17 protein-coding genes are annotated in these 20,874 nt (G+C 65.3%); 11 read left to right on the top strand and 6 right to left on the bottom strand.

The window, feature by feature from the left end; genetic code table 11:
• Positions 1-171: 171 nt before the first annotated feature.
• A complete protein-coding gene (locus SPH52_RS09005; RefSeq protein ID WP_411794683.1) occupies positions 172-2,736 on the bottom strand; it encodes a heavy metal translocating P-type ATPase in 2,565 nt (854 codons plus the stop codon).
• A 342-nt stretch (positions 2,737-3,078) separates the two neighbouring features.
• Positions 3,079-4,239 (bottom strand): M20 aminoacylase family protein, encoded by a 1,161-nt coding sequence (locus SPH52_RS09000; RefSeq protein WP_411794682.1) that lies wholly within the window; start codon positions 4,237-4,239, stop codon positions 3,079-3,081.
• 351 nt (positions 4,240-4,590) lie between these two features.
• Between SPH52_RS09000 and SPH52_RS08995 the strand changes: the two genes are divergently transcribed.
• A complete protein-coding gene (locus SPH52_RS08995) occupies positions 4,591-6,045 on the top strand; it encodes an aldehyde dehydrogenase family protein (protein ID WP_411794681.1) in 1,455 nt (484 codons plus the stop codon).
• 130 nt (positions 6,046-6,175) lie between these two features.
• Here the strand turns inward: SPH52_RS08995 and SPH52_RS08990 are convergent, their stop codons facing one another.
• The gene (locus tag SPH52_RS08990) at positions 6,176-6,373 is read right to left on the bottom strand and encodes a heavy-metal-associated domain-containing protein (RefSeq protein ID WP_411794680.1); all 198 of its coding nucleotides are present in this window, start codon (positions 6,371-6,373) and stop codon (positions 6,176-6,178) included.
• 278 nt (positions 6,374-6,651) lie between these two features.
• Here SPH52_RS08990 and cueR point away from each other — a divergent pair, with 278 nt between their 5' ends.
• Positions 6,652-7,080: a Cu(I)-responsive transcriptional regulator gene (gene cueR, locus SPH52_RS08985; RefSeq protein ID WP_411794679.1), complete on the top strand. Its 429-nt coding sequence runs from the start codon at positions 6,652-6,654 to the stop codon at positions 7,078-7,080.
• Between the two features lie 15 nt (positions 7,081-7,095).
• Here cueR and cmoB read toward each other — a convergent pair whose 3' ends face one another.
• Positions 7,096-8,088 carry a tRNA 5-methoxyuridine(34)/uridine 5-oxyacetic acid(34) synthase CmoB gene (gene cmoB, locus SPH52_RS08980; protein WP_411794678.1) on the bottom strand — a complete coding sequence of 331 codons (993 nt, stop codon included), beginning with the start codon at positions 8,086-8,088 and terminating at the stop codon, positions 7,096-7,098.
• Position 8,089: 1 nt separating this feature from the next.
• On the bottom strand, positions 8,090-8,833 hold the full coding sequence (cmoA, locus tag SPH52_RS08975) for a carboxy-S-adenosyl-L-methionine synthase CmoA (RefSeq protein ID WP_411794677.1): 744 nt from the start codon (positions 8,831-8,833) through the stop codon (positions 8,090-8,092).
• 242 nt (positions 8,834-9,075) lie between these two features.
• Between cmoA and pgi the strand changes: the two genes are divergently transcribed.
• The 6 genes from pgi to SPH52_RS08945 all read left to right on the top strand — a co-directional run bounded on the left by pgi (position 9,076) and on the right by SPH52_RS08945 (position 17,228).
• Entirely contained in the window at positions 9,076-10,755 is a 1,680-nt protein-coding gene (pgi, locus tag SPH52_RS08970) for a glucose-6-phosphate isomerase (protein WP_411794676.1), read from the top strand.
• A 55-nt stretch (positions 10,756-10,810) separates the two neighbouring features.
• Positions 10,811-11,443 carry a YqiA/YcfP family alpha/beta fold hydrolase gene (locus tag SPH52_RS08965; protein WP_411794675.1) on the top strand — a complete coding sequence of 211 codons (633 nt, stop codon included), beginning with the start codon at positions 10,811-10,813 and terminating at the stop codon, positions 11,441-11,443.
• 85 nt (positions 11,444-11,528) lie between these two features.
• On the top strand, positions 11,529-13,409 hold the full coding sequence (gene parE, locus SPH52_RS08960) for a DNA topoisomerase IV subunit B (RefSeq protein WP_411794674.1): 1,881 nt from the start codon (positions 11,529-11,531) through the stop codon (positions 13,407-13,409).
• 7 nt (positions 13,410-13,416) lie between these two features.
• Entirely contained in the window at positions 13,417-15,669 is a 2,253-nt protein-coding gene (gene parC / locus SPH52_RS08955; protein ID WP_411794673.1) for a DNA topoisomerase IV subunit A, read from the top strand.
• A complete protein-coding gene (gene serB / locus SPH52_RS08950; RefSeq protein WP_411794672.1) occupies positions 15,666-16,886 on the top strand; it encodes a phosphoserine phosphatase SerB in 1,221 nt (406 codons plus the stop codon). Before parC ends, serB begins: the two co-directional genes overlap by 4 nt.
• Before the next feature lie 81 nt (positions 16,887-16,967).
• On the top strand, positions 16,968-17,228 hold the full coding sequence (locus SPH52_RS08945) for a TIGR02647 family protein (protein WP_411794671.1): 261 nt from the start codon (positions 16,968-16,970) through the stop codon (positions 17,226-17,228).
• 89 nt (positions 17,229-17,317) lie between these two features.
• Here the strand turns inward: SPH52_RS08945 and SPH52_RS08940 are convergent, their stop codons facing one another.
• Complete coding sequence (locus tag SPH52_RS08940) at positions 17,318-18,172, bottom strand: SDR family oxidoreductase (protein ID WP_411794670.1); 855 nt, start codon at positions 18,170-18,172, stop codon at positions 17,318-17,320.
• A 256-nt stretch (positions 18,173-18,428) separates the two neighbouring features.
• Here SPH52_RS08940 and SPH52_RS08935 point away from each other — a divergent pair, with 256 nt between their 5' ends.
• The 3 genes from SPH52_RS08935 (at position 18,429) to SPH52_RS08925 (ending at position 20,702) form a co-directional block, all read left to right on the top strand.
• Positions 18,429-19,259: an ion transporter gene (locus SPH52_RS08935; RefSeq protein ID WP_411794669.1), complete on the top strand. Its 831-nt coding sequence runs from the start codon at positions 18,429-18,431 to the stop codon at positions 19,257-19,259.
• 70 nt (positions 19,260-19,329) lie between these two features.
• The gene (locus tag SPH52_RS08930; protein ID WP_411794668.1) at positions 19,330-20,370 is read left to right on the top strand and encodes a M4 family metallopeptidase; all 1,041 of its coding nucleotides are present in this window, start codon (positions 19,330-19,332) and stop codon (positions 20,368-20,370) included.
• On the top strand, positions 20,367-20,702 hold the full coding sequence (locus tag SPH52_RS08925) for a protealysin inhibitor emfourin (protein WP_411794667.1): 336 nt from the start codon (positions 20,367-20,369) through the stop codon (positions 20,700-20,702). The genes SPH52_RS08930 and SPH52_RS08925 overlap by 4 nt, the downstream gene beginning before the upstream one ends.
• Positions 20,703-20,874: the final 172 nt, after the last annotated feature.

Below are 20,874 nucleotides of genomic sequence, written 5' to 3'. Positions count from 1 at the left end.
AGATATGCGCTTCGCCTTGTAGAGAGGGCTCACCCCGTCCATTTCTTGCAGGCGAAGCCAGCGTCAAGCTGGCCCCAGACTCATGGCGGATATATGAGTGGCTGTGATGGCGCCATCCGATAGGGACCTTTGGGCCGATAGGTTGCTCTCCTATCGCATGGCCTGGGATATTCAGGCCGCCTGCGTGCTGGGCAGATTCTGCGCGTCGTGGTCATCCGCCTCGATCGCGATCGGCGGCCGGAAGCCCTTGAGGCGCAGCGCATTGGTGAGCACGCAGATGCTCGAGGCAGCCATGGCCACGGCGGCGAAGATCGGCGAGAGCAGGATGCCGAAGGCGGGAAACAGCACGCCGGCGGCCACCGGGATCAGCAGGGTGTTGTAGGCGAAGGCCCAGAACAGATTCTGCTTGATGTTGCGGATGGTGGCCCGGGACAGTGCAATGGCATTGGGTACGTTGCGCAGGTCGCCGGACATCAGCACCACCTCGGCGGACTCGATGGCGATATCGGTGCCGGTGCCGATGGCGATACCCACGTCGGCCTGGGCCAGTGCCGGCGCATCGTTGATGCCGTCGCCGACGAAGGCCACCAGGCCGCCTTCGGCCTGCAAGCTTTTAACTGCATCCACCTTGCCGTCGGGCAGCACCTCGGCCACCACCTTGTCGATGCCGAGGCGGCGGGCGATGGCGTCGGCGGTGCGCCGGTTGTCGCCGGTGATCATTGCGACCTGCAGGCCCTCGGCGTGCAGTGCGCGGATGGCGGCCGGCGTGGACTCCTTGATGGGGTCGGCGACGGCGATGATGGCGGCCAGGCGGCCGTCGATGGCGGCATAGAGCGGTGACTTGCCCTCGTCGGCGAGCCGGTACGCGATCTGGGCGAAGGCTTCCACGTCCAGGCCCAGTTTGCGCATGTAGCGGTCGGCGCCGACGTCCACCCGATGGCCATCGACCCGGGCCGCGACCCCAAAGCCGGGGATGGCCTCGAAGTCCTGGATGGCGGCGGGATCCAGCCCGCGCGCCTTGGCCGCGTTGACGATCGCCTCGGCGATGGGATGTTCCGACTGGCGCTCGACGGAGGCCACCAGACGCAGGGTATCGGACTCCTCGAAACCATCGGCCACGGCCAGGTCGGTGAGCTCGGGCCGGCCCTTGGTCAGGGTCCCGGTCTTGTCCAGCGCAATCACCTTGGCGTCGCGCAACGACTGCAGGGCTTCGCCCTTGCGGAACAGTACGCCCATTTTTGCGGCCTTGCCGGTGCCCACCATGATAGATGTAGGGGTGGCCAGGCCCATGGCACACGGACAGGCGATGATCAACACCGCCACACCGTTGACCAGGGCGAAGGTCAGCGCCGGGGCGGGGCCGAAGATCAGCCAGATGGCGATGGTGGCCAGGGCCGCGGCGATCACCGCCGGCACGAAGTAGTTGGTGACCTTGTCCACCATGGCCTGGATGGGCAGCTTCGAGCCCTGGGCCTGCTCGACCATGCGCACGATCTGGGCGAGCAGGGTGTCGGCGCCGACCTTGGTGGCGCGGAAGGTAAAGCTGCCGACCTTGTTGATGGTTCCGCCCACTACCTCGGCTCCGGCCTCCTTGCGCACGGGGACGGGCTCGCCGGTGATCATGGACTCATCCACGAAGGAACTACCGTCGATCACCTGGCCGTCCACCGGGACCTTCTCGCCGGGCCGTACCAGCACCATATCGCCCCGGCGCACTTCCTCGATGGCGATCTCCATTTCCTCGCCGTCACGAACGACGCGGGCCGTCTTGGCCTGGAGCTTCATCAGCGCCTTGATGGCCTCGCTGGTGCGGCCCTTGGCGATGGCCTCGAAATAGCGGCCGACGAGGATCAGCGTGATGATCACCGCCGAGGCCTCGAAGTAGACGTTCACGGTGCCGGCCGGCAGCACTTGGGGCAGGAAGGTGGCCACCACCGAATAGCCCCAGGCCGCGGTAGTACCCAGCATCACCAGCGAGTTCATGTCCGGGCCGCCGCGCATCAGGGCGGGCCAGCCCTTCTGGTAGAAGCGCAGGCCGGGGCCGAACTGTACGATCGAGGCCAGCACGAAGAACAGGTAGAACAGGTTCTGCTGGCCCAGGCTCATGTGCAGCCAGTGATGCAGCGCTGGAATGACATGCGAACCCATGTCCAGCACGAAGAGGGGCAGGGTGAAGATCCCGGCGATGGCGACCGCGTGCTTCAGCTCGGCGATCTCCCGTTCGCGGGCCTCGCGTTCTCGGTCACTGCGATCCGGTGCGTCGCTGGCGGCCTCGGCGTCGTAGCCTGCCGCCTTCACGGCCTCGATCAGGCGCGGCGCGGTCACGGCCTCGGCCACCACTTTCACGGTGGCCGTCGCCGTGGCCAGGTTGACGCTGGCCTCGAGTACCCCGGGCACGTCGGCGAGCTTGCGCTCCACGCGGCCGACGCAGGAGGCACAGGTCATGCCCTTGACTGTCAATTCGATGGTATCGCTAACGGCGGGGTAGCCGGCGCTGCCCACCGCCTGTACGACACCGGCGAGGTCTGTCCGGTCGGAAGCGAATGCCACCTGGGCGCGCTGCGTGGCCAGGTTGACGGAAGCGTCGACCACCCCTGGCACGCCGCGGATCGCCTTCTCGACCCGGCCGACGCAGGAGGCACAGGTCATGCCTTCGATGGCCAGGGAATACGCATTGGCGGTGTCAGGGCTCCTGCCCTTTGCCTGCTTTATCTCGGTGATGTTGTTGTCCGGCATGGTCCAGCTCCTCTGGTGTGTCGTGTGGGGAGTAGTGTGGAGCCTAAACCTTGCCATCTTGGGAAGGTCAAGAGCCTTTCTGAAAACTTGCCGGTCAGCTGGCGGAATGCTCATGACCAGTCAACCTGGCCAATGGCAGGTGCCGTGATTGCGCAACGACTGACGAGATCACCAACAACAAGAGAGGCAGGATGCCCAGGGAGGGCGACACGCTGCATGACAGCTGGCCAGCCCCGGGGGGCCGAGTGGGGCGCCTGTAGAGGAACTCGATCTGTGGTGATGTCCCTGGCTGCCGGTCAGGCTTCGATATCGGTCGGCCAGCGAGTCTCCTTGCGCTACCGCTCAGCTCGCCAGGTGGCGTTCGGCGAGTGCGACGTGCAGGCGAATCCCGGTCGCCAGCACGTCGTCGTTGAAGTCGTAACGGGGGTGGTGCAGCGGTACCTCTGCGTCGCCGCGCCCCTGACCCAACCAGAGATAAGCGCCCTTGCACGTCTGCAGCATGAACGCGAAATCCTCCGAGGTGAAGGCCGGTTCCGCGGCGAGTTCGGCGCGGGCCACGCTGGCAGCGGCGGCCAACGCCTCGTCGGCGGCAGCCGCGTCATTGACCGTCGCCGGGTAGTAGCGCTGGTAGGTCACGCTCACGCATGTGCCGCTGGCGAGGGCGACGCCCGCGGCGACCTGCCGCAGGGCTTCCTCGATCTTGTCCTGCACCGCGATGTCGAAGGTACGCACCGTGCCGACGACACGGACCGAGGCGGGCAGGACATTGTGCGAACTTCCTCCTTCAATCCGGGTGACCGAGAGCACCGCCGTGGACATCGGCGGAATGCGACGAGACACCAGCCCGTTGAGTTGGGTGACGAGGTCGCTGGCTGCCAGGATCGCGTCGGGCGTCTTGTGCGGCATCGCGGCATGGGCGCCGCGCCCTTCAACCAGGATGTCGAACTTGTCGGCCGCCGCCATGATGGGCCCCGGCCGCGTCGAAACCGTCCCGGCCGGAAGGTCCGGCCAGTTGTGGAGGGCGAAAACCCGGTCGCAGGGAAACCGTTCGAACAACCCATCCTCGACCATGGCCCGGGCGCCGGCGTGTCCTTCCTCGGCTGGCTGAAAAATGAAATGGACGGTGCCGTCGAAGCGACGGGTGCGCGCCAACTGCTGGGCGGCGCCGAGCAGCATCGCCACATGGCCATCGTGGCCGCAGCCATGGAAGACACCCGGAGTGCGGCTGGCGTAAGGCAGGCCGGTCTCCTCATGGAAAGGCAGCGCATCCATGTCGGCACGCAAGCCGATAGCGCGTTCGGAACTGCCTACCTTCAGGGAGGCGACGACACCGGTTCCGCCGATGCCCGTATGAACTTCCAGCCCGAGCTGGCGCAGCGCCTCTTCTATCTTGCGCGACGTACGGCGTTCTTCGTAGGCAAGTTCGGGGTGGGCATGCAGGTCGCGGCGAAACGATACCAGCGGCGCTACCAGATCATCGATTTCCGATCCCTTGTCTGACATTTTCAGCCTCCGTCGAGCAGCTCAGCCATGTCCCGCCCCCTCGGGTTGCCGTAAGGGCGTGCTCATATCATGCACGAGAGCAGCGACAGTATCTTGCCAATACCGGGTGGGTTTATGGCATTTCCTACCGTTCACTCTGCGAAATGAGCAGCCCGTACCGCATGGCTGGCGCTAAAGTGGACGGCAACGGAACACACTGACTTTGTTCGCGCTTTACCGCGGCTCTCCGTGTCGATCCGGCATCCAGCAGTTCGCGATCGCCAGCCAGGCGTTTTTCTGAGCCCGGCCACTTCGAGCCCGAATTTTCTTGCCCATTCCGGGAGCCCATTGTCGTCACAAGGATCGATTTCCATGACCTCGCCCATCGCACATCTCAACAACGCAGGCCGTCTCGATCGCATGTTCATCGACGGCGAGTGGACCTTGCCCGAGCGCTCGACCCGAAGTGCTGTCGTCGACCCCTCGACGGAGGAGTCCGTCGCCGAGATCGCCCTGGGCAGTAGTGCGGATGTCGATACGGCGGTGGCCGCGGCGAGGCGCGCCTTTGCGGGTTGGGCCGCCACCTCGCCCGAGAGCCGGGCTCAGTTTCTTGATCGCGTCCACGCCCTGATCCTCGAGCGCGCGGAATGGTTCGCCCAGGCGATCTCGCTGGAAATGGGGGCGGCCATCGGCTATGCGCGCAGCGCTCAGGTGCCGCTGGCGGCGGAGCACATTCGCGTGGCGCGGGACAACCTGGCCACCTATCCCTTCATCACCCATCGTGGCACCACGGCCATCCTGCGCGAGCCGATCGGCGTGTGCGGCCTGATCACGCCCTGGAACTGGCCGCTCTACCAGATCACCGCCAAGGTGGGGGCTGCCCTGGCGGCGGGGTGTACGATCGTGCTGAAGCCCAGCGAGCTGTCGCCCCTTAGCGCCTTGCTCTTCGCCGAAGTGGTGCAGGACGCCGGGTTCCCGCCGGGTGTCTTCAACCTGGTGAACGGCGATGGCCCCGGGGTCGGTGCGGCCCTGTCGGCCCACCCCGAGGTGGACATGATCTCGCTGACCGGCTCGACCCGGGCCGGCGTCCTGGTGAGCCAGGCGGCAGCGCCGACGGTGAAGCGCGTGGCCCTGGAACTCGGCGGCAAGTCACCCAACGTCATCCTGCCGGATGCGAACCTGGCTCGTGCCGTCGCACCCGGTGTGGCGGCCGCGTTCCGCAACCTCGGGCAGTCCTGCAGCGCTCCTACGCGTATGATCGTGCCCCGCCGGCACCTCCGGGAGGTCGAGCGTCTCGCGAGCGAGGCGGTATCCGGCATGGTGGTCGGCGAGCCGCGTGCGGAGGCGACGACCCATGGTCCGGTGGCGAACCGCGCCCAGTTCGAGCGCGTGCGGCAGATGATCGACGTCGGGATCGGCGAGGGCGCACGGCTCGTGTGCGGGGGGGCTGGCCGGCCTGAAGGCCTGAACCGGGGCTTTTATGTCCGCCCCACCGTTTTCTCCGAGGTGCAGTCTGGAATGAGGATCGCTCAGGAGGAAATCTTCGGGCCGGTCCTCTGCGTCATTCCCTATGACACCGTTGACGAAGCCGTGGCGATTGCCAACGACACTGTCTACGGTCTCGGCGCCCATGTTCAGGGCGAGGATCTCGAGGCGGCGCGGGCCGTGGCGGCTCGGATCCGCTCCGGCCAGGTGCACATCAATTATCCGGCCTGGGACCCCAACGCACCCTTCGGCGGCTACAAGCGCTCGGGAAACGGCCGCGAATACGGCATCGAGGGCATGGAGGAGTATCTGGAGACGAAATCCGTACTCGGATTCTCGTGAGCCCCGGCGAAGCATCATTACATGCCGGGAATGGGACGCAACGCGCCGGATAGAGCCATCCTCCGGCTCGTGATGAGGTCGGTGGCGAATCAGGGGGCCACGGCGCGCCGTACCTGCGGCCCCCTCAGTGTTACGCCAGCTCGTTGGGATAGCCGGCTTTCTCGAGGACAGCAGCCAGGGCCGCCGTATCGGCGCTGCTCTCGACGGTCACTTGGCGCTGCTCAAGGTCGATGTCCACGCTGGCATTGGCATCGACAGCCTTGATCGCGGTGGTGACGGTTGAGGCGCAGTGGCCACAGGTCATCTGGGGAACATTGAACGTCGGCATGTCTTTTCCTCATCGGGTTTGGTGAGTTTTCAGCCTAAGGCTTCCAGCCATTGGAAGGTCAAGCGGGACAGCAAGACTGTCAGCCGCCCTCGGCGTGCTGGGTACCGGCATGTCCTCAATGGCAGCTTCGGGCGCGTGGCGGCGCAAGGGAAGAGGACGCCTCCCCCGAAGTTTCCTATTCTTGGAGAGTTGGCCCCACCGTCCGGGGGTCAAGGCAGGCACCCCTCAATGGTTCGAAATGGGGTATCCCTGCGTGTCCCATGACTTGGAGGTACCCGATGAATATCGGACAAGCGGCGAAGGCATCCGGCATCTCGGAAAAGATGATTCGCTACTACGAGAGCATCGGCCTGATTTCTCCGGTGCGACGCACGGAGTCGGGATACCGGATCTTCAGCGAGAAGGACGTCCACGCGCTTCGTTTCATCTCTCGGGCCCGTGACCTGGGCTTCTCGGTGGAGCAGATGGGTAACCTGCTCGCCCTGTGGCAGGACCGACATCGGGCCAGTGCCGACGTCAAGGCCGTCGCCCAGGCGCATATCGAGGAGCTGGATGGCAAGATCAAGAAGTTGCAGGACATGCGCCAGACCCTGGAACACTTGGTGAACCATTGCCACGGGGACGAACGGCCGGATTGCCCGATCCTGAGCGGTCTGGCGGCAGAGGGTGTTGCAGAAAGTATCGAACTGGAATCCGAGACCTCCTAGCATGTGGTCTGCGCGTTACCTGGGTTTCTCCGCTATCACCACGGCGCGCCTTGGCGCCGGATAGCCCTCGCGGGTCTTGCTCGGATCGCTGGGGTCGAGGAAGTCGGCCAGCGACTGGAAGGTCATCCACTCGGTGGAGCGCTGCTCCTCCAGTGAGGTGGTGGCTTCATCCACCACGCGCACATTGCTGAAGCCGCAACGCTCGAGCCACTGGCACAGCGCCTTCGAGGAGGGCAGGAAGTAGACGTTGGGCATGGCGGCGTAGCGCTCGCCGGGCAGCAGCACGGTGGTAGCGTCGCCTTCCACTACCAGCGTTTCCAGCACCAGCTCACCGCCGGGGCGCAGGGCGTCCTTCAATTGCAGCAGGTGCTCCAGCGGCGAGGGACGGTGGTAGAGCACGCCCATGGAGAACACCGTGTCGAAGAAGGCGAGCTTCTCCGGCACCTCCTCGATGCCCACCGGCAGGAAGTGGGTACGCCCTCCGTCGGCATCGCCGACGAAGTGGCGCAAGGTCTGGAACTGGTAGTAGAAGCGCGGCGAGGGGTCGATCACCAGTACGAAGGCAGCACCGGCGCCGGCCATGCGCCAGGCGTGGTAGCCGCTGCCGCCGCCGACGTCGAGTACTCGCCTGCCGCGCAGGTCGGTGAGATGCGGCGCTACCCGCCGCCACTTCCAGTCGGAGCGCCACTCGGTGTCGATGTGGATGCCGGCAAGCCGGTAGGGCCCCTTGCGCCACGGCGCGAGCTTCTTCAACAGGTTCTCGCACTGGCGGCGCCGGCTATCGTCGAGGGTGCAATCCACCGTCACCGTATCGGCATCCAACTGGACATCACGCACCTCGGGCAGCGCAGGCAGCTTGGCTACCGCCTTCTCCCAGGCCGGCAGGTCGCCGTAGCGCTTGCGGTCGAGCCCGCGGGCCAGCTGTTCCGGCAAGCGAACGAGCCAGCGCTCCAGGCCCTGGTCGATGAAGGCGCGGTAAAGCGGGCGCTGATCAGCGGGTATCGCCACCTCAGGCCTCCTTGAACGCAATCATCGAGGCGAAGTTGAGATACTGGAACCAGGTCAGCGAGCGCGGGAAGCCGATCCGGGCCAGGCGAGCGTGGTGTGCCTCGAGGGTGTCCGGCACCAGCACGTTCTCCAGCGCCGTGCGCTTCTGGCTGATCTCAAGGTCGCTGTAGCCGTTGGCGCGCTTGAAGTCGTGGTAACGCTCCACCCGCCAGGCGTTGTCGCGCTCGTCGGGGTCGACCACCTTTTCCGAGAGTACCAGTACTCCGCCTGGCTCCAGTGCCTCATAGAGCCGGGCGATGACGGCGTCCCGATCCTCCGGCGGCAGGAACTGCAGGGTGAAGTTGAGGATCACCATGCCCGAGGGCTGGTAGTTCAGGGTACGGATATCGCCTTCGACCACCTCGATGGCGTGCCGGGGGCATTCGGCGGCGAGGGTCTCCCGGGCGCGGGTAACCATGGCCGGTGAGATATCCACCGCGGTGAGGCGGAAGGCGTCCGCAGGCAGCTGGCCGGCCAGAGCCAGGCTGGCAGCTCCCAGCGAACAGCCCAGGTCGTAGACGTGGGCGCCGTGGCGCAGGTGGCGGGCGGCGATCAGTCCCAGCATCCCCAGGATCTGGCCGTAGCCCGGTACCGAGCGGCGGATCATGTCGGGGAAGCAGGCCACCACCCGTTCGTCGAAGGAGAAGCGTGCGACCCGGTCCAGGGGTGTGGAAAAGATCGCGTCGCGATAAGATGCGTCACTCATGAGCAGGCCGGTAACGTGGAACAGGCCGGTATTCTACGCCGGCTGTCGGCCGGCTGCACGGATGGCGCGCCGTATCGACGGCGTGATGCGCTCAAGCCGAATCGCGTCTACATCCTGTTGGGCACGCACTGTGGATTTACAGGCGGATACAGGGCTAGCCTGTCAGCGAAGGATTCGCTCGTCTCACTTACGCTGGCCGTCAACGACGCGGTTGCTCCCGCAAGAGGTCAAGGAGGATTGCTATGAACCACGCCCCGATCGACCAGACTGGCGCTTGGCAGCGGCTGATGGAGCATGCCGAGGAGATGCGCCCGACCCATCTGCGCGAGCTGTTCATCGACCAGGAGCGAGGCAGCGCCTTCATGCGGCAGGCCGCGGGGCTGATCCTCGACCTGTCGAAGCAGCGCTGGAGCGATACGACGCTTGCACTGCTGCTCGATCTGGCCCGCGCAGCCGCGGTGCCGGAAGGCATCCAGGCCCTGCTGGGCGGCGCGCACGTCAACGTCAGCGAAGATCGCCCCGCGTTGCATACGGCCCTGCGCCTGCCCGCGGAGGCGTCACTTCTCGTCAACGGCGAGGATGTCGTGCCCGGCGTGCACGCCTCGCTGGACCGCATGGCCATCATGGTCGAGCGCCTGCATGCCCGGCAATGGCGTGGCGCCACCGGTCGGCCAATTTACGACGTGGTCAACCTGGGTGTGGGCGGCTCCGATCTCGGCCCACTGATGGTGACCCATGCCCTGGCAGACTATCGACCCGCCGATGCCCACCATGTCGAGGTGCATTTCGCCTCCACCATGGACGGCTCGCAGCTGGCCGACTACCTCAACCGCTTCAATCCCGAGACCACGCTGTTCGTGATCTCGTCGAAGTCGTTCACCACCATCGATACCCTGTCGAATGCACTCACAGCTCGAGATTGGCTGATGGCAAGGCTGGTCGAGGACGGCCCCCAGGGAGTGGACGCGGAATTGGTGATGCGCCAGCACTTCGTCGGGGTCTCGGCCAAGCCCGAGAAGATGAGCGAGTGGGGCATTGCCGAGGCCAACCAGCTGCTGTTCTGGGAGTGGGTCGGCGGGCGTTACTCGCTGTGGGGTGCCATTGGGCTACCCATTGCCCTGGTGATCGGCATGGCCAACTTTCGCGAGCTGCTGGCCGGCGCCCATGCCATGGATGAGCATTTCTCCAAGGCGCCTCTCGGCGACAACCTGCCGGTGCTGCTGGCGCTGGCGGGCATCTGGAACGTCAACTTCCTCGACATCCGCGCCCACTCGATCCTGCCTTACGATGGTCGCCTGGAGCACTTCGCCGCCTACCTCGAGCAGCTCGAGATGGAGTCCAACGGCAAGTCGGCGACCCACGATGGCCGCCAAGTCACCTACTCGACCTGCCCGGTGCTATGGGGGCAGCTCGGACCCAACGCCCAGCACGCCTTCTATCAGCTGCTGCACCAGGGCACCCAGCCCGTAGTATGCGATTTCATCGCTCCGCTCAAGCGCTACGACGACGTGGAAGATATGGCGACCCGCAAGCATTTGATGGCCCAGCATCGCCTCACGCTGGCCAACTGCTTTGCCCAGTCGCGTCTGCTGATGCTCGGCGACGACGCCATCGACGAGCCCGGCGAACGGCCGGGGCACAAGCGCTACCGTGGCAACCAGCCCTCTACCACGCTGCTGCTCGATCGTCTGACGCCGGCCACCTTGGGCGCCTTGATTGCACTTTACGAACACAAGGTCTTCGTCCAGGCCACCATCTGGGGCGTCAATCCCTTCGATCAGTGGGGCGTGGAACTGGGCAAGCAGATCGCCGGTGAAACAGAGCGCATCCTGGCCGAGCATGAAGGCCTTGCCAAGATGGACGCTTCCACCCGTGCGCTGATCGAGGCGGTCTGGCACGCCGAGAAGGAGCGCGACCGTTGAAGCAAGGAATTCGGGAGAGTGCGGAAGGGCTGGTAATGTATACAGTGGATTCGGTATGCTGAACGCGCCCTTGGCGCCGCAGCCGGCCAGCGGACTGCTATACCTGCACGGCTTCAATAGCGGCCATGGTTCGCCTAAGGCGGTGCTGATGCGGGCCGCCTGTGCTGCACTGGCGTTGCCCTGCGAGACGCCGCAGTTGCCGCATCGCCCCGCTGCGGCCCTGGAGCAGGCCGAAGCGCTGTTGGACGGGCTGGGGTCGAATCCGCTGCTGGTCGGCAGCTCCATGGGCGGCTTTCTGGTCTCCTGCCTGGCCGAGCGTCACGACCTGTCGGCGGCATTGGTCAACCCGGCGGTGCGGCCGGCGCGGCTGGTGTCGGAGTGGGTTGGCAAAGACTTCGTCAATGAGCACACCGGCGAGCGTTTCGTCATCGAGACGGCCCACGGTGAGGAGCTGGAAGCGCTGACGCCGCGGGGTGTCTCCCCCGAGCGCTATCTGCTGCTGCTCGGGACGTCCGACGAGACGCTGGATCCGGCCGATGCTTTCGCGCTCTATCGGGGTGCCAGAACTCTCCTGCATCCCGGGGGGGATCACGTTTTCAGCATGCTCGAGACGTACCTGCCGGCAATATTGGCGCACGGTGGGCATTGCCTGGAGCCAGGGCGCGTGACTGCCGTGGCACCGGGTTGATTCCGATCGTGCGGGACGGGCTTCAGGGAAGGAGCGGGAACCCTGCTGGGAGCGCCATCGAATTCGTAACGGCTTTGGGACACGCATGACACAGTACAGTGCCAGCTCAATCGAAGTTCTCTCCGGTCTCGACCCGGTGCGCAAGCGCCCCGGCATGTACACCGACACCACCCGGCCCAACCACCTGGTCCAGGAGGTCATCGACAACAGCGTCGACGAGGCACTGGCCGGCCACGCTCGGGAAGTCACCGTGCGACTGCTCGAGGATGGCGGCATCGAGGTCTCCGACGATGGCCGCGGCATGCCCATCGACATCCACCCCGAGCACGGCGTCTCGGGCATCGAGCTGATCCTCACCCGACTCCACGCCGGCGGCAAGTTCTCGCAGTCCAGCTATCGCTTCTCCGGCGGCCTACACGGCGTGGGGGTGTCGGTGGTGAACGCCCTGTCGCGGCGCCTGGAGGTCGAGGTGATGCGCGACGGCGCCCGCCACGCCATGGCCTTCGAGCACGGCGACAAGGTGTCGGAGCTGGCCGAGATCGGCAGCGTGGCCAAGCGTACCACCGGTACGCTGGTGCGCTTCTGGCCGGACGAGTCCTACTTCGACAGCCCGCGGTTGGCCATGGGTCGGCTAAAGCACCTGCTGCGGGCCAAGGCGGTACTCTGCCCGGGGCTCAAGGTCACTCTGGTGGAGACCGACGGCGCCGAGAACGTATGGCAGTACGAGGATGGCCTGCGCGACTACCTGGCCCAGGCCACCGATGGCTTCGAGGTGCTGCCAGCCTCACCTTTGATAGGCCACTTCGCCGACGATGAACAGGCGGTGGACTGGGCGGTGCAGTGGCTCCCGGAGGGCGGTGAAACGCTGATGGAGAGCTACGTCAACCTGATCCCCACGACCCAGGGCGGCACCCACGTCAACGGCCTGCGTTCGGGCCTGCTCGAAGCCCTGCGCGAGTTCTGCGAATACCGCAGCCTGCTGCCGCGGGGTGTCAAGCTCACTCCCGAGGACCTGTGGGAGCGGGTCGCCTACGTGCTCTCAGTGAAGATGCTCGACCCGCAGTTCGCCGGTCAGACCAAGGAACGACTCTCGTCGCGCACCGTGGCGGCCTTCGTTTCCAGCGTGGTGAAGGACGCCTTCTCGCTGTGGCTCAATCATCACGTCGACCAGGCCGAGGCGCTGGCCGAGCTGGTCATCAGTGCCGCCCAGCGGCGCCAGAAGAGCGCCAAGAAGGTGGCGCGCAAGAAAGTTACCGCCGGCCCCGCGCTGCCCGGCAAGCTGGCCGACTGCTCTGGCCAGGACCCGGCCCAGGGCGAGCTGTTCCTGGTAGAGGGCGACTCCGCCGGCGGCAGTGCCAAGCAGGCGCGCAACCGCGAGACCCAGGCGATCCTGCCGCTGCGCGGCAAGATCCTCAACACCTGGGAGGTCGACAGCCACGACATCTACGGCTCCCAGGAGGTTCACGACATCGCCGTGGCGGTGGGCATGGACCCGGGCAGCGACGATCTCAGCCAACTGCGCTATCACAAGATCTGCATACTCGCCGACGCCGACTCCGACGGTCTGCACATCGCCACGCTGCTGTGCGCGCTGTTCGTGCGCCACTTCCCGGCGCTGGTCGATGCCGGCCACGTCTATGTCGCCATGCCGCCGCTCTACCGCATCGACCTGGGCAAGGAGGTGCACTACGCCCTGGACGAGAGCGAGAAGGCGGCGATCCTGCGCCAACTCGAGGGCAAGCGCGGCACGCCCAACGTGCAGCGCTTCAAGGGCCTGGGCGAGATGAGCCCGCTGCAGCTGCGCGAAACCACCATGGCGGTGGAAACCCGTCGCCTGGTGCAGCTCACTCGCGAGGTCGGCGACGGCACCATGGAGATGATGGACATGTTGCTGGCCAAGAAGCGTGCTGCAGACCGCAAGAGCTGGCTCGAAGATTACGGCAACCTCGCTGACATAGAGGTCTGACCCCCTTATGACCATGGATATCCAGGTGGCGGAGGGCGACGTCGAACGTCTCTCTTTGCGCGAATACACCGAGAAGGCGTACCTCGACTACTCGATGTACGTCATTCTCGACCGGGCGCTGCCGCACATCGGCGACGGCATGAAGCCAGTACAGCGGCGCATCGTCTACGCCATGCGCGAGCTGGCGCTGAACGCCAGCGCCAAGTACAAGAAGTCGGCGCGTACCGTCGGCGACGTGCTGGGCAAGTTCCACCCTCATGGCGACAGCGCCTGCTACGAGGCGATGGTGCTGATGGCTCAGCCGTTCAGCTACCGCTATCCGCTGGTGGACGGCCAGGGCAACTGGGGCAGCCCCGACGATCCCAAGTCGTTCGCGGCGATGCGCTACACCGAATCGCGGCTGTCGAAGTTTGCCGAGGTACTGCTCGCCGAGCTGGGCCAGGGCACCGTCGACTGGACCCCCAACTTCGACGGCACCATGAACGAGCCGGTGGTTCTGCCGGCGCGCCTGCCCCACGTGCTGCTCAACGGCGGCACCGGCATTGCCGTAGGCATGGCCACCGACATCCCACCGCACAATGTGCACGAGGTGGTCGAGGCGACCTGTCACCTGCTGCGCCATCCAGACGCCACTACCGGCGAGCTGATGCAGTATCTGCCGGCGCCTGATTTTCCCACTGCGGCGGAGATCATCACCTCCCGCGACGATCTGCAGAAACTCTACGAGAGCGGCCGCGGCTCGGTGAAGCTGCGCGCCCGCTACATGATGGAGGAGGGTAAGGTGGTGGTCACCGCGCTGCCCTACCAGGTCAGCGGGTCCAAGGTGCTTGAACAGATCGCCGCCCAGATGCAGGCCAAGAAGCTGCCCATGGTGGACGACCTGCGCGACGAGTCGACCCACGAGGAGCCGACCCGGCTGGTGATCGAGCCGCGCTCCAACCGCGTCGACATCGAGGCGATGATGGCGCACCTGTTCGCCACCACCGACCTAGAGAAGAACATTCGCGTCAATCTCAACGTGATCGGCCTCGATGGCCGCCCGCGGGTGATGCCGCTGCCGGACATGCTGGGTGAATGGCTCACCTTCCGGCGCAAGACGGTGCGCCGCCGTCTCGAGTACCGGCTGGGCAAGGTCGAGGACCGCCTTCATATACTCGAAGGTCTGCTGGTCGCCTACCTCAATATCGACGAGGTGATCCGCATCATCCGCGAGGAGGATGAGCCCAAGAGTGCGCTGATGGACGCCTTCGGCCTCTCCGACCGCCAGGCCGAGGCGATCCTCGAGCTGCGCCTGCGCCACCTGGCCAAGCTCGAGGAGATGAAGATCCGCGGCGAGCAGGATGCGCTGGAGGCCGAGCGCAAGCGCCTGAAGGCGCTGCTCGGCAGCGAGGCCAAGCTCACCGACCTGATCGAGGAGGAGCTGCGCGAGGCGGCCCGCGAACACGGCGATGAGCGCCGTTCGCCGATCGTCGAGCGCGAGGAGGCCAAGGCGCTCTCCGAGGTCGAACTGATGGGGGCCGACCCCATCACCGTGGTGCTCTCCGAGAAGGGCTGGATTCGCGCCGCCAAGGGCCACGACATTGAGCCGGAAGGGCTCTCCTACAAGTCCGGTGACCGCTTCGCCCTGGCGGCCCGGGGCAAGACCAACCAGCCGCTGGTGCTGCTCGACGATACCGGCCGCGCCTACACCTTGGCCGCTCACAACCTGCCCAGCGCTCGCAGCCAGGGCGAGCCGGTCACCGGCCGGGTCAACGTGGTGGCCGGTGCGCACATGGCCGGGCTGATGCTGGCCCCGCCCGAGACCCGCTACCTGCTCGCCAGCGACGGCGGCTACGGTTTCGTGGCCAAGCTGGAGGAGTTGATCGGTAAGAACAAGTCGGGCAAGGCGGTACTCTCGGTGCCCAAGGGGTGCCGGGTCATGGCCCCGGTGCGCGTGCCGGAAGGTGAAGACATCTGGGTGGCCTCGGTCTCCAACGAAGGGCGCCTGCTGCTGTTCCCGCTGGAGCAGTTACCCGAAATGGCCAAGGGCAAGGGCAACAAGATGATCGATATCCCCGGGGCCCGTGCCGCGCGGCGTGAAGAGCTGGTACGCGATATTGCCCTGGTGCCTGCCGGCGCGTCGCTGGTCATTCATGCCGGCAAGCGTCACCTGACCCTCAAGGACGCTGAACTGGACTATTATCGCGGCGAGCGTGGCCGCCGCGGCAGCAAGCTGCCCCGCGGCCTGCAGAAAGTCGACCGCTTGGAGTGTGGGGAATGACACGACGACTGCTGATTCGCGCCACCGGCGCGGCACGACCCGGCCAACTGGCCGGCCTGGGCCAGGCGATGGCGCGCAGCGGCGCACGGCTGCTCGACATCAACCAGAGCGTGACCTTCGGCATGGTCTCGCTCGAAGCCTTGGTCGGGCTCGACCGCGACAGCGACCTGGAGGGGGCGCTCAACGAGGCCGGCGACACCCTGGGCCTCGACGTTCAGGCCATTCAGGTCAGCGCCGAGGACTACCAGCGCTGGAGTGCGCATGACAGCGAGCCGCGGCTGATTCTGACCCTGCTTGCACCGCACCTGCCTGCCGGCATCCTCGCCGAAGTCGGCGCGCTCACCGCCGAGCGCGGCCTCACCGTGGAGCTGATCCACCGCCTTTCGGGCCGCGAGGCGCTGGACGGAGGCGTGCCGAGGTTCGGTTCCTGCGTCGAGTGCTGGCTGCGCGGCGAGGAGGTCGATCTCGATAACCTGCGCGAGAAGGCGCTGGCGCTGGGCGCCATGTATGGCGTTGACATCGCCCTGCAGGAGGATTCCATCTGGCGCCGCCATCGCCGGCTGGTCTGTTTCGACATGGACTCGACCCTCATCCAGGCCGAGGTGATCGACGAGCTGGCGCGTCGGCATGGGGTCTTCGATGAGGTTTCGGCTGTCACCGAACGCGCCATGCGCGGCGAACTCGACTTCCAGCAGAGTTTTCGCGAGCGCATGGCCAAGCTCAAGGGGCTCGATGAATCGGTACTCGCCGAGATCGCCGAGGAACTACCGCTAATGGACGGCGTCGAGCGGCTGATGAAGCATCTCAAGCGGCTGGGCTACCGCACTGCCATTCTCTCCGGCGGCTTTACCTACTTCGCACGGCACCTGCAAGAGAAGCTCGGCTTCGACGAGATCCACGCCAACGAGCTGGTGATCGAGAATGGCAAGGTAACCGGCGAAGTGCGCGAACCGATCCTCGACGCCAGCCGCAAGGCCGAACTGCTGCGCGAGATCGCCGCACGCGAGGGACTGACCATGGAGCAGACCATCGCCGTGGGCGACGGTGCCAATGACCTCAAGATGCTCGCCGCTGCGGGACTGGGGATTGCCTTCCGCGCCAAGCCGCTGGTGCGCAGCCAGGCACGCCAGTCGATCTCGACCCTGGGCATCGATGCCGTGCTCTACCTGATGGGGTATCGCGAAGTCGATCTGGAGGACGAAAGCCGCGCGGGTTGACGGCCTGACTGGTTAACTCAGGCGAAGTGGCGTACCTTCGAAGGGCTCCTATTTCGAAGGACCATCACATCGGAGGTCGCCATGGCCCAAGCGCATTTCTCCGCGGAACTGCTGGACGAACTGAACCTGCTCTGTCTTTACAATCTCGACACCACCCATGAAGGTCTGAAGGTCCACGCCAGTAGCGCTGCTACCGGGGCCGTGGCCGCCGCATCACGATTGCATGACAAGGGCCTGGTAACCCAGGCCGACGGCGGCTACCTGACGCCACGCGGGCGCGAGGCTGCCCTTCACGCCCAGGAGCTGGCGGGCCTGCTGGCCCCGGCAGAACTCACGACCTGAAGCCACGCGCTACCTGGAGCACGCTTCGAACTGCCCGAACTCGTGCGCCCGCCTGGAGGCTCCAGGCGGGCGCTCTCGTATGGTGGCGATCAGGTATTGAGCACCACGCCGCCGTTAAGATGCAGCGTCTGACCGCTCATGTAGGAAGATTCCTCACAGGCCAGGTAGACATACGCTGGGCCCATCTCGGAGGGCTGGCCGGCGCGGTTCATCGGCACCTGGCCGCCGAAGGAGGCGACCTTGTCGGCTGGGAAGCTGGCCGGGATCAGCGGCGTCCACACCGGCCCCGGCGCCACCGCATTGACGCGGATGCCTTTCTCGGCCAGTGGCACCGCCAGCGAACGCACCAGCCCCTGAATCGCCCCCTTGGTGGCGGTGTAGTCGATCAGTGTAGGATTGCCCTTGAAAGCGTTGATCGACGAGGTGCAGATGATGCTGTCACCATCGCCCATGTGGGGAAGGGCCGCCTTGGTCAGGTAGAAGTGGCTGAACACGTTGGTCTGAAAGGTGCGCTGGAGCTGGTCGGGCGGGATATCGGTGATATCGTCCCAGTCGTACTGCTCGGCGGCATTGTGTACCACGATGTTCAGCTTGCCGAACTCCTGAAGCGTTCTGTCGACGATTTCGTCGCAAAACGACGGCTCGCCCACGTCGCCCTTGAGTACGACACAGCGACGCCCTTCCTTTTCGACCAGACGCTGGGTATCGCGGGCATCGATATCCTCTTCCAGGTGTACGATGACGCAGTCGGCGCCCTCGCGCGCATAGTGCACCGCCACGGCGCGACCGATGCCGCTGTCGCCGCCGGTGATGATGGCGACCTTGTCCTTGAGCTTGTCGGCGCCACGGTAGCTCTTACGGATGTACTCCGGCTGAGGGTCCATCTTGTACTCGGCGCCGGGCTGGTGGGACTGCTCCTGAGGTGGTTGCTTCTCTTCGCTCATGTGCCGGACTCCTTTTCCTTGTGCACGTGATGATTTGAAGGTAGGCAGGCCGCCACCACCAGGACAAGGCGGGGAGCGTGAATAAAGGTTTCGCTGTCGTAATGTGTGGTGAAACCGGCGGCGCCGTGAAGGTGCGCTCTTCGTTTCACACCCGTGATACCATCACGCCGCCTCGAACGGCCCGGTAATCTGTTTCCGGCGGTTCTTCGGTTCCTGTCCTTTCGGATCCTGTCATGGAGTGCTTGCGAGAATGCCCATGAGTGCTTCCTTCGAGACCTGGCGCGACCGCTTCGAGCGGCTGCGGGCCAACAAGTTCTTCGAACTCACGGTGATAGCGATCATCGTGCTATCGGCGTTGTTGATCGGGGCGCGGACCTACGAGGAGGTCTCGCGTTTTCAGCAGTGGCTACGGGTGCTCGACGTGGCGGTAACGGTGTTCTTCCTGGTGGAGATCCTGATCCGCATGGCCGCTGAGCGGCGGCTGCTCGATTTCTTCAAGAAGGGCTGGAACGTCTTCGACTTCCTGATCGTTACCGCCAGCCTGATTCCCATGGACGACTCCGAGATGGTGCTGCTGGCACGCCTGCTGCGCATCTTCCGTGTGTTGCGCCTGGTTTCGATGATTCCCGAGCTGCGCATGCTGATGGCGGCGCTATTCAAGTCGATACCGCGCATGGGCTACGTGGCGCTGCTGATGTTCATCATTTTCTATATCTACGCGGCGATCGGCAGTTTCCTGTTCAACGACGTCGACGAGCGGCTTTGGGGCAACATATCGCTGGCCATGCTGACCCTGTTCCAGGTCGCCACCTTCGAGAGCTGGGCCACGGCGGTGCTTTATCCCACCATGGAGCACTACCCCTATGCCTGGATCTTCTTCCTCACCTTCATCTTTCTCAACGCCTTCATCTTCCTCAACATGATGATCGGCATCGTGCTTGACGTGATGCAGAAGGAGAGCATCCAGATCGAGCTCGAGAGTGGCGAAGGGGAGGCCGCCGAGCTGCACGGCCTGCGCAACGACGTGCGCGCACTGCATGACCAACTGGCGCGCATGGAGGCGATGCTGGAGCGGCGTGAAAAGTAAGTCTTCCGCTATGCTGATTAATCGACAGGGCTCGATGGGCGAGCTGCATGGCATGAAGGAGAGGAAAAGGATGACCGATGCACCTGCCGGAGCGAAGCACTTTCTGCCACCCTACCTGCTCGAGCGCATCGCCAGCGCCGGCTCTACTCACTTGCGCGAGTGCGCCCGGCATACCCTGCTGGTCGATCAGCAGTTCCGCGCCCGCGCAGGGGCGGCCACTCTGCCCGCAGGCAGCAGCCGGCGCGGCGAGCCGGCACGCTACGTGCATTCTGCCGAGCAGCGTCAGGTTCTGCCCGGCAGGCTGGTGAGGCGCGAAGGAGAGGGCGACAGCGGCAATCCCGCCGTCGACGAGGCCTACCTGGGCCTGGGAGCGACCTACCAGCTGTTTTGGGAAGTCTACGAGCGGCACTCCATCGATGACGAAGGCATGGCGCTGCTGGCAACGGTTCACTACGGCCGAGATTACGAGAACGCCTTCTGGGACGGCCAGCAGATGGTCTTCGGCGACGGTGACGGCGAACTGTTCAATCGTTTCACCATCGCGCTGGACATCATTGCCCACGAACTGACCCATGGCGTCATCCAGCACGAAGCGGCACTGGCCTACGTTGGCCAGTCCGGGGCGCTCAACGAGTCGCTGTGCGACGTGTTCGGCAGCCTGGTCAGGCAGCGCCAACTGGGACAGAGCGTCGATGAGGCGGACTGGTTGATCGGCAAGGGGCTGTTCACCGAGCAGGTTGCCGGCCGGGCGCTGCGCTCCATGGCCAGGCCGGGCACCGCCTATGACGATCCTCTGTTGGGACGCGACCCGCAGCCCGACCATATGGAGGCCTTCGTGGTCACCGAAGCGGACAGCGGTGGGGTGCACATCAACTCGGGCATCCCCAATCGAGCCTTCTATCTGGCGTCCATGGCACTGGGCGGCCATGCCTGGGAGCGAGCCGGTCGCATCTGGTACGACACCCTCGTTGACCGGCGCTTGGGGCAGGAGAGCGATTTTGTCACCTTCGCCACGTTGACCCTGGACAACGCCGAGCGCCGCCATGGTGCCATGAGCCAGGAAGCAACGGCGGTGCGCGAAGGCTGGCGTCGCGTCGGGGTGTTGCCGTGAGCCTGCCACCTACCTTGACGCCGGCCAGTGTGGTCCGGCTGCGGCGCGAAGGTGGGATGGCGCATTTCCCCGGCCTGGCGCGCCCGCGCTGCATCCATTGCGACCGCTACAGCGAGGCGCAGCGTGAAGAACTCTGGCAACTGCTGTCTTGTGCGGAAGCGGCGCCTGCAGAAGCGCCAGGTGCCGACCGGCGGCGCTTCTGCGTAAGCGTGGAAGAGCCGAGTGGCACCTCGGTCTGGATGCTGACGGTAGCCGAGGAGGCGGTCCCTCAAGGCTTGATCGAGTGGTGGCGCCGGGCCGATGTGTCAGCGGAAAACGGGAACGTGCCTTGACAAGAGGAACGCATGCTGATTTTCTAGGGGGTATGAACACGACATTCCGCTACCTCAGCCTGAACCTACGACTACTAGCCGGCCTTTGAGCGTCGGGCGATGCGTTGCGCATCGCATTTTGTCCAGGTCAGTCGAGGTACCGAGAAATGTCTACTACCCGAAGTGTTTTCTG

The sequence above is a fragment of the Halomonas sp. A29 genome, assembly GCF_046723295.1.
GTDB lineage: Bacteria > Pseudomonadota > Gammaproteobacteria > Pseudomonadales > Halomonadaceae > Halomonas.
The sequence above is the reverse complement of the archived record's forward strand: the minus strand, read 5'-3'. Positions and strand labels throughout refer to the sequence as shown.

What these genes read in the sequence shown, in the direction of transcription:
- SPH52_RS09005 (WP_411794683.1), bottom strand. Translation starts at nt 2,736, where the DNA reads ATGCCGGACAACAACATCACCGAGATAAAGCAGGCAAAGGGCAGGAGC.
- SPH52_RS09000 (WP_411794682.1), bottom strand. Translation starts at nt 4,239, where the DNA reads ATGTCAGACAAGGGATCGGAAATCGATGATCTGGTAGCGCCGCTGGTA.
- SPH52_RS08995 (WP_411794681.1), top strand. Translation starts at nt 4,591, where the DNA reads ATGACCTCGCCCATCGCACATCTCAACAACGCAGGCCGTCTCGATCGC.
- SPH52_RS08990 (WP_411794680.1), bottom strand. Translation starts at nt 6,373, where the DNA reads ATGCCGACGTTCAATGTTCCCCAGATGACCTGTGGCCACTGCGCCTCA.
- cueR (WP_411794679.1), top strand. Translation starts at nt 6,652, where the DNA reads ATGAATATCGGACAAGCGGCGAAGGCATCCGGCATCTCGGAAAAGATG.
- cmoA (WP_411794677.1), bottom strand. Translation starts at nt 8,833, where the DNA reads ATGAGTGACGCATCTTATCGCGACGCGATCTTTTCCACACCCCTGGAC.
- pgi (WP_411794676.1), top strand. Translation starts at nt 9,076, where the DNA reads ATGAACCACGCCCCGATCGACCAGACTGGCGCTTGGCAGCGGCTGATG.
- SPH52_RS08965 (WP_411794675.1), top strand. Translation starts at nt 10,811, where the DNA reads ATGCTGAACGCGCCCTTGGCGCCGCAGCCGGCCAGCGGACTGCTATAC.
- parE (WP_411794674.1), top strand. Translation starts at nt 11,529, where the DNA reads ATGACACAGTACAGTGCCAGCTCAATCGAAGTTCTCTCCGGTCTCGAC.
- parC (WP_411794673.1), top strand. Translation starts at nt 13,417, where the DNA reads ATGACCATGGATATCCAGGTGGCGGAGGGCGACGTCGAACGTCTCTCT.
- serB (WP_411794672.1), top strand. Translation starts at nt 15,666, where the DNA reads ATGACACGACGACTGCTGATTCGCGCCACCGGCGCGGCACGACCCGGC.
- SPH52_RS08945 (WP_411794671.1), top strand. Translation starts at nt 16,968, where the DNA reads ATGGCCCAAGCGCATTTCTCCGCGGAACTGCTGGACGAACTGAACCTG.
- SPH52_RS08940 (WP_411794670.1), bottom strand. Translation starts at nt 18,172, where the DNA reads ATGAGCGAAGAGAAGCAACCACCTCAGGAGCAGTCCCACCAGCCCGGC.
- SPH52_RS08935 (WP_411794669.1), top strand. Translation starts at nt 18,429, where the DNA reads ATGAGTGCTTCCTTCGAGACCTGGCGCGACCGCTTCGAGCGGCTGCGG.
- SPH52_RS08930 (WP_411794668.1), top strand. Translation starts at nt 19,330, where the DNA reads ATGACCGATGCACCTGCCGGAGCGAAGCACTTTCTGCCACCCTACCTG.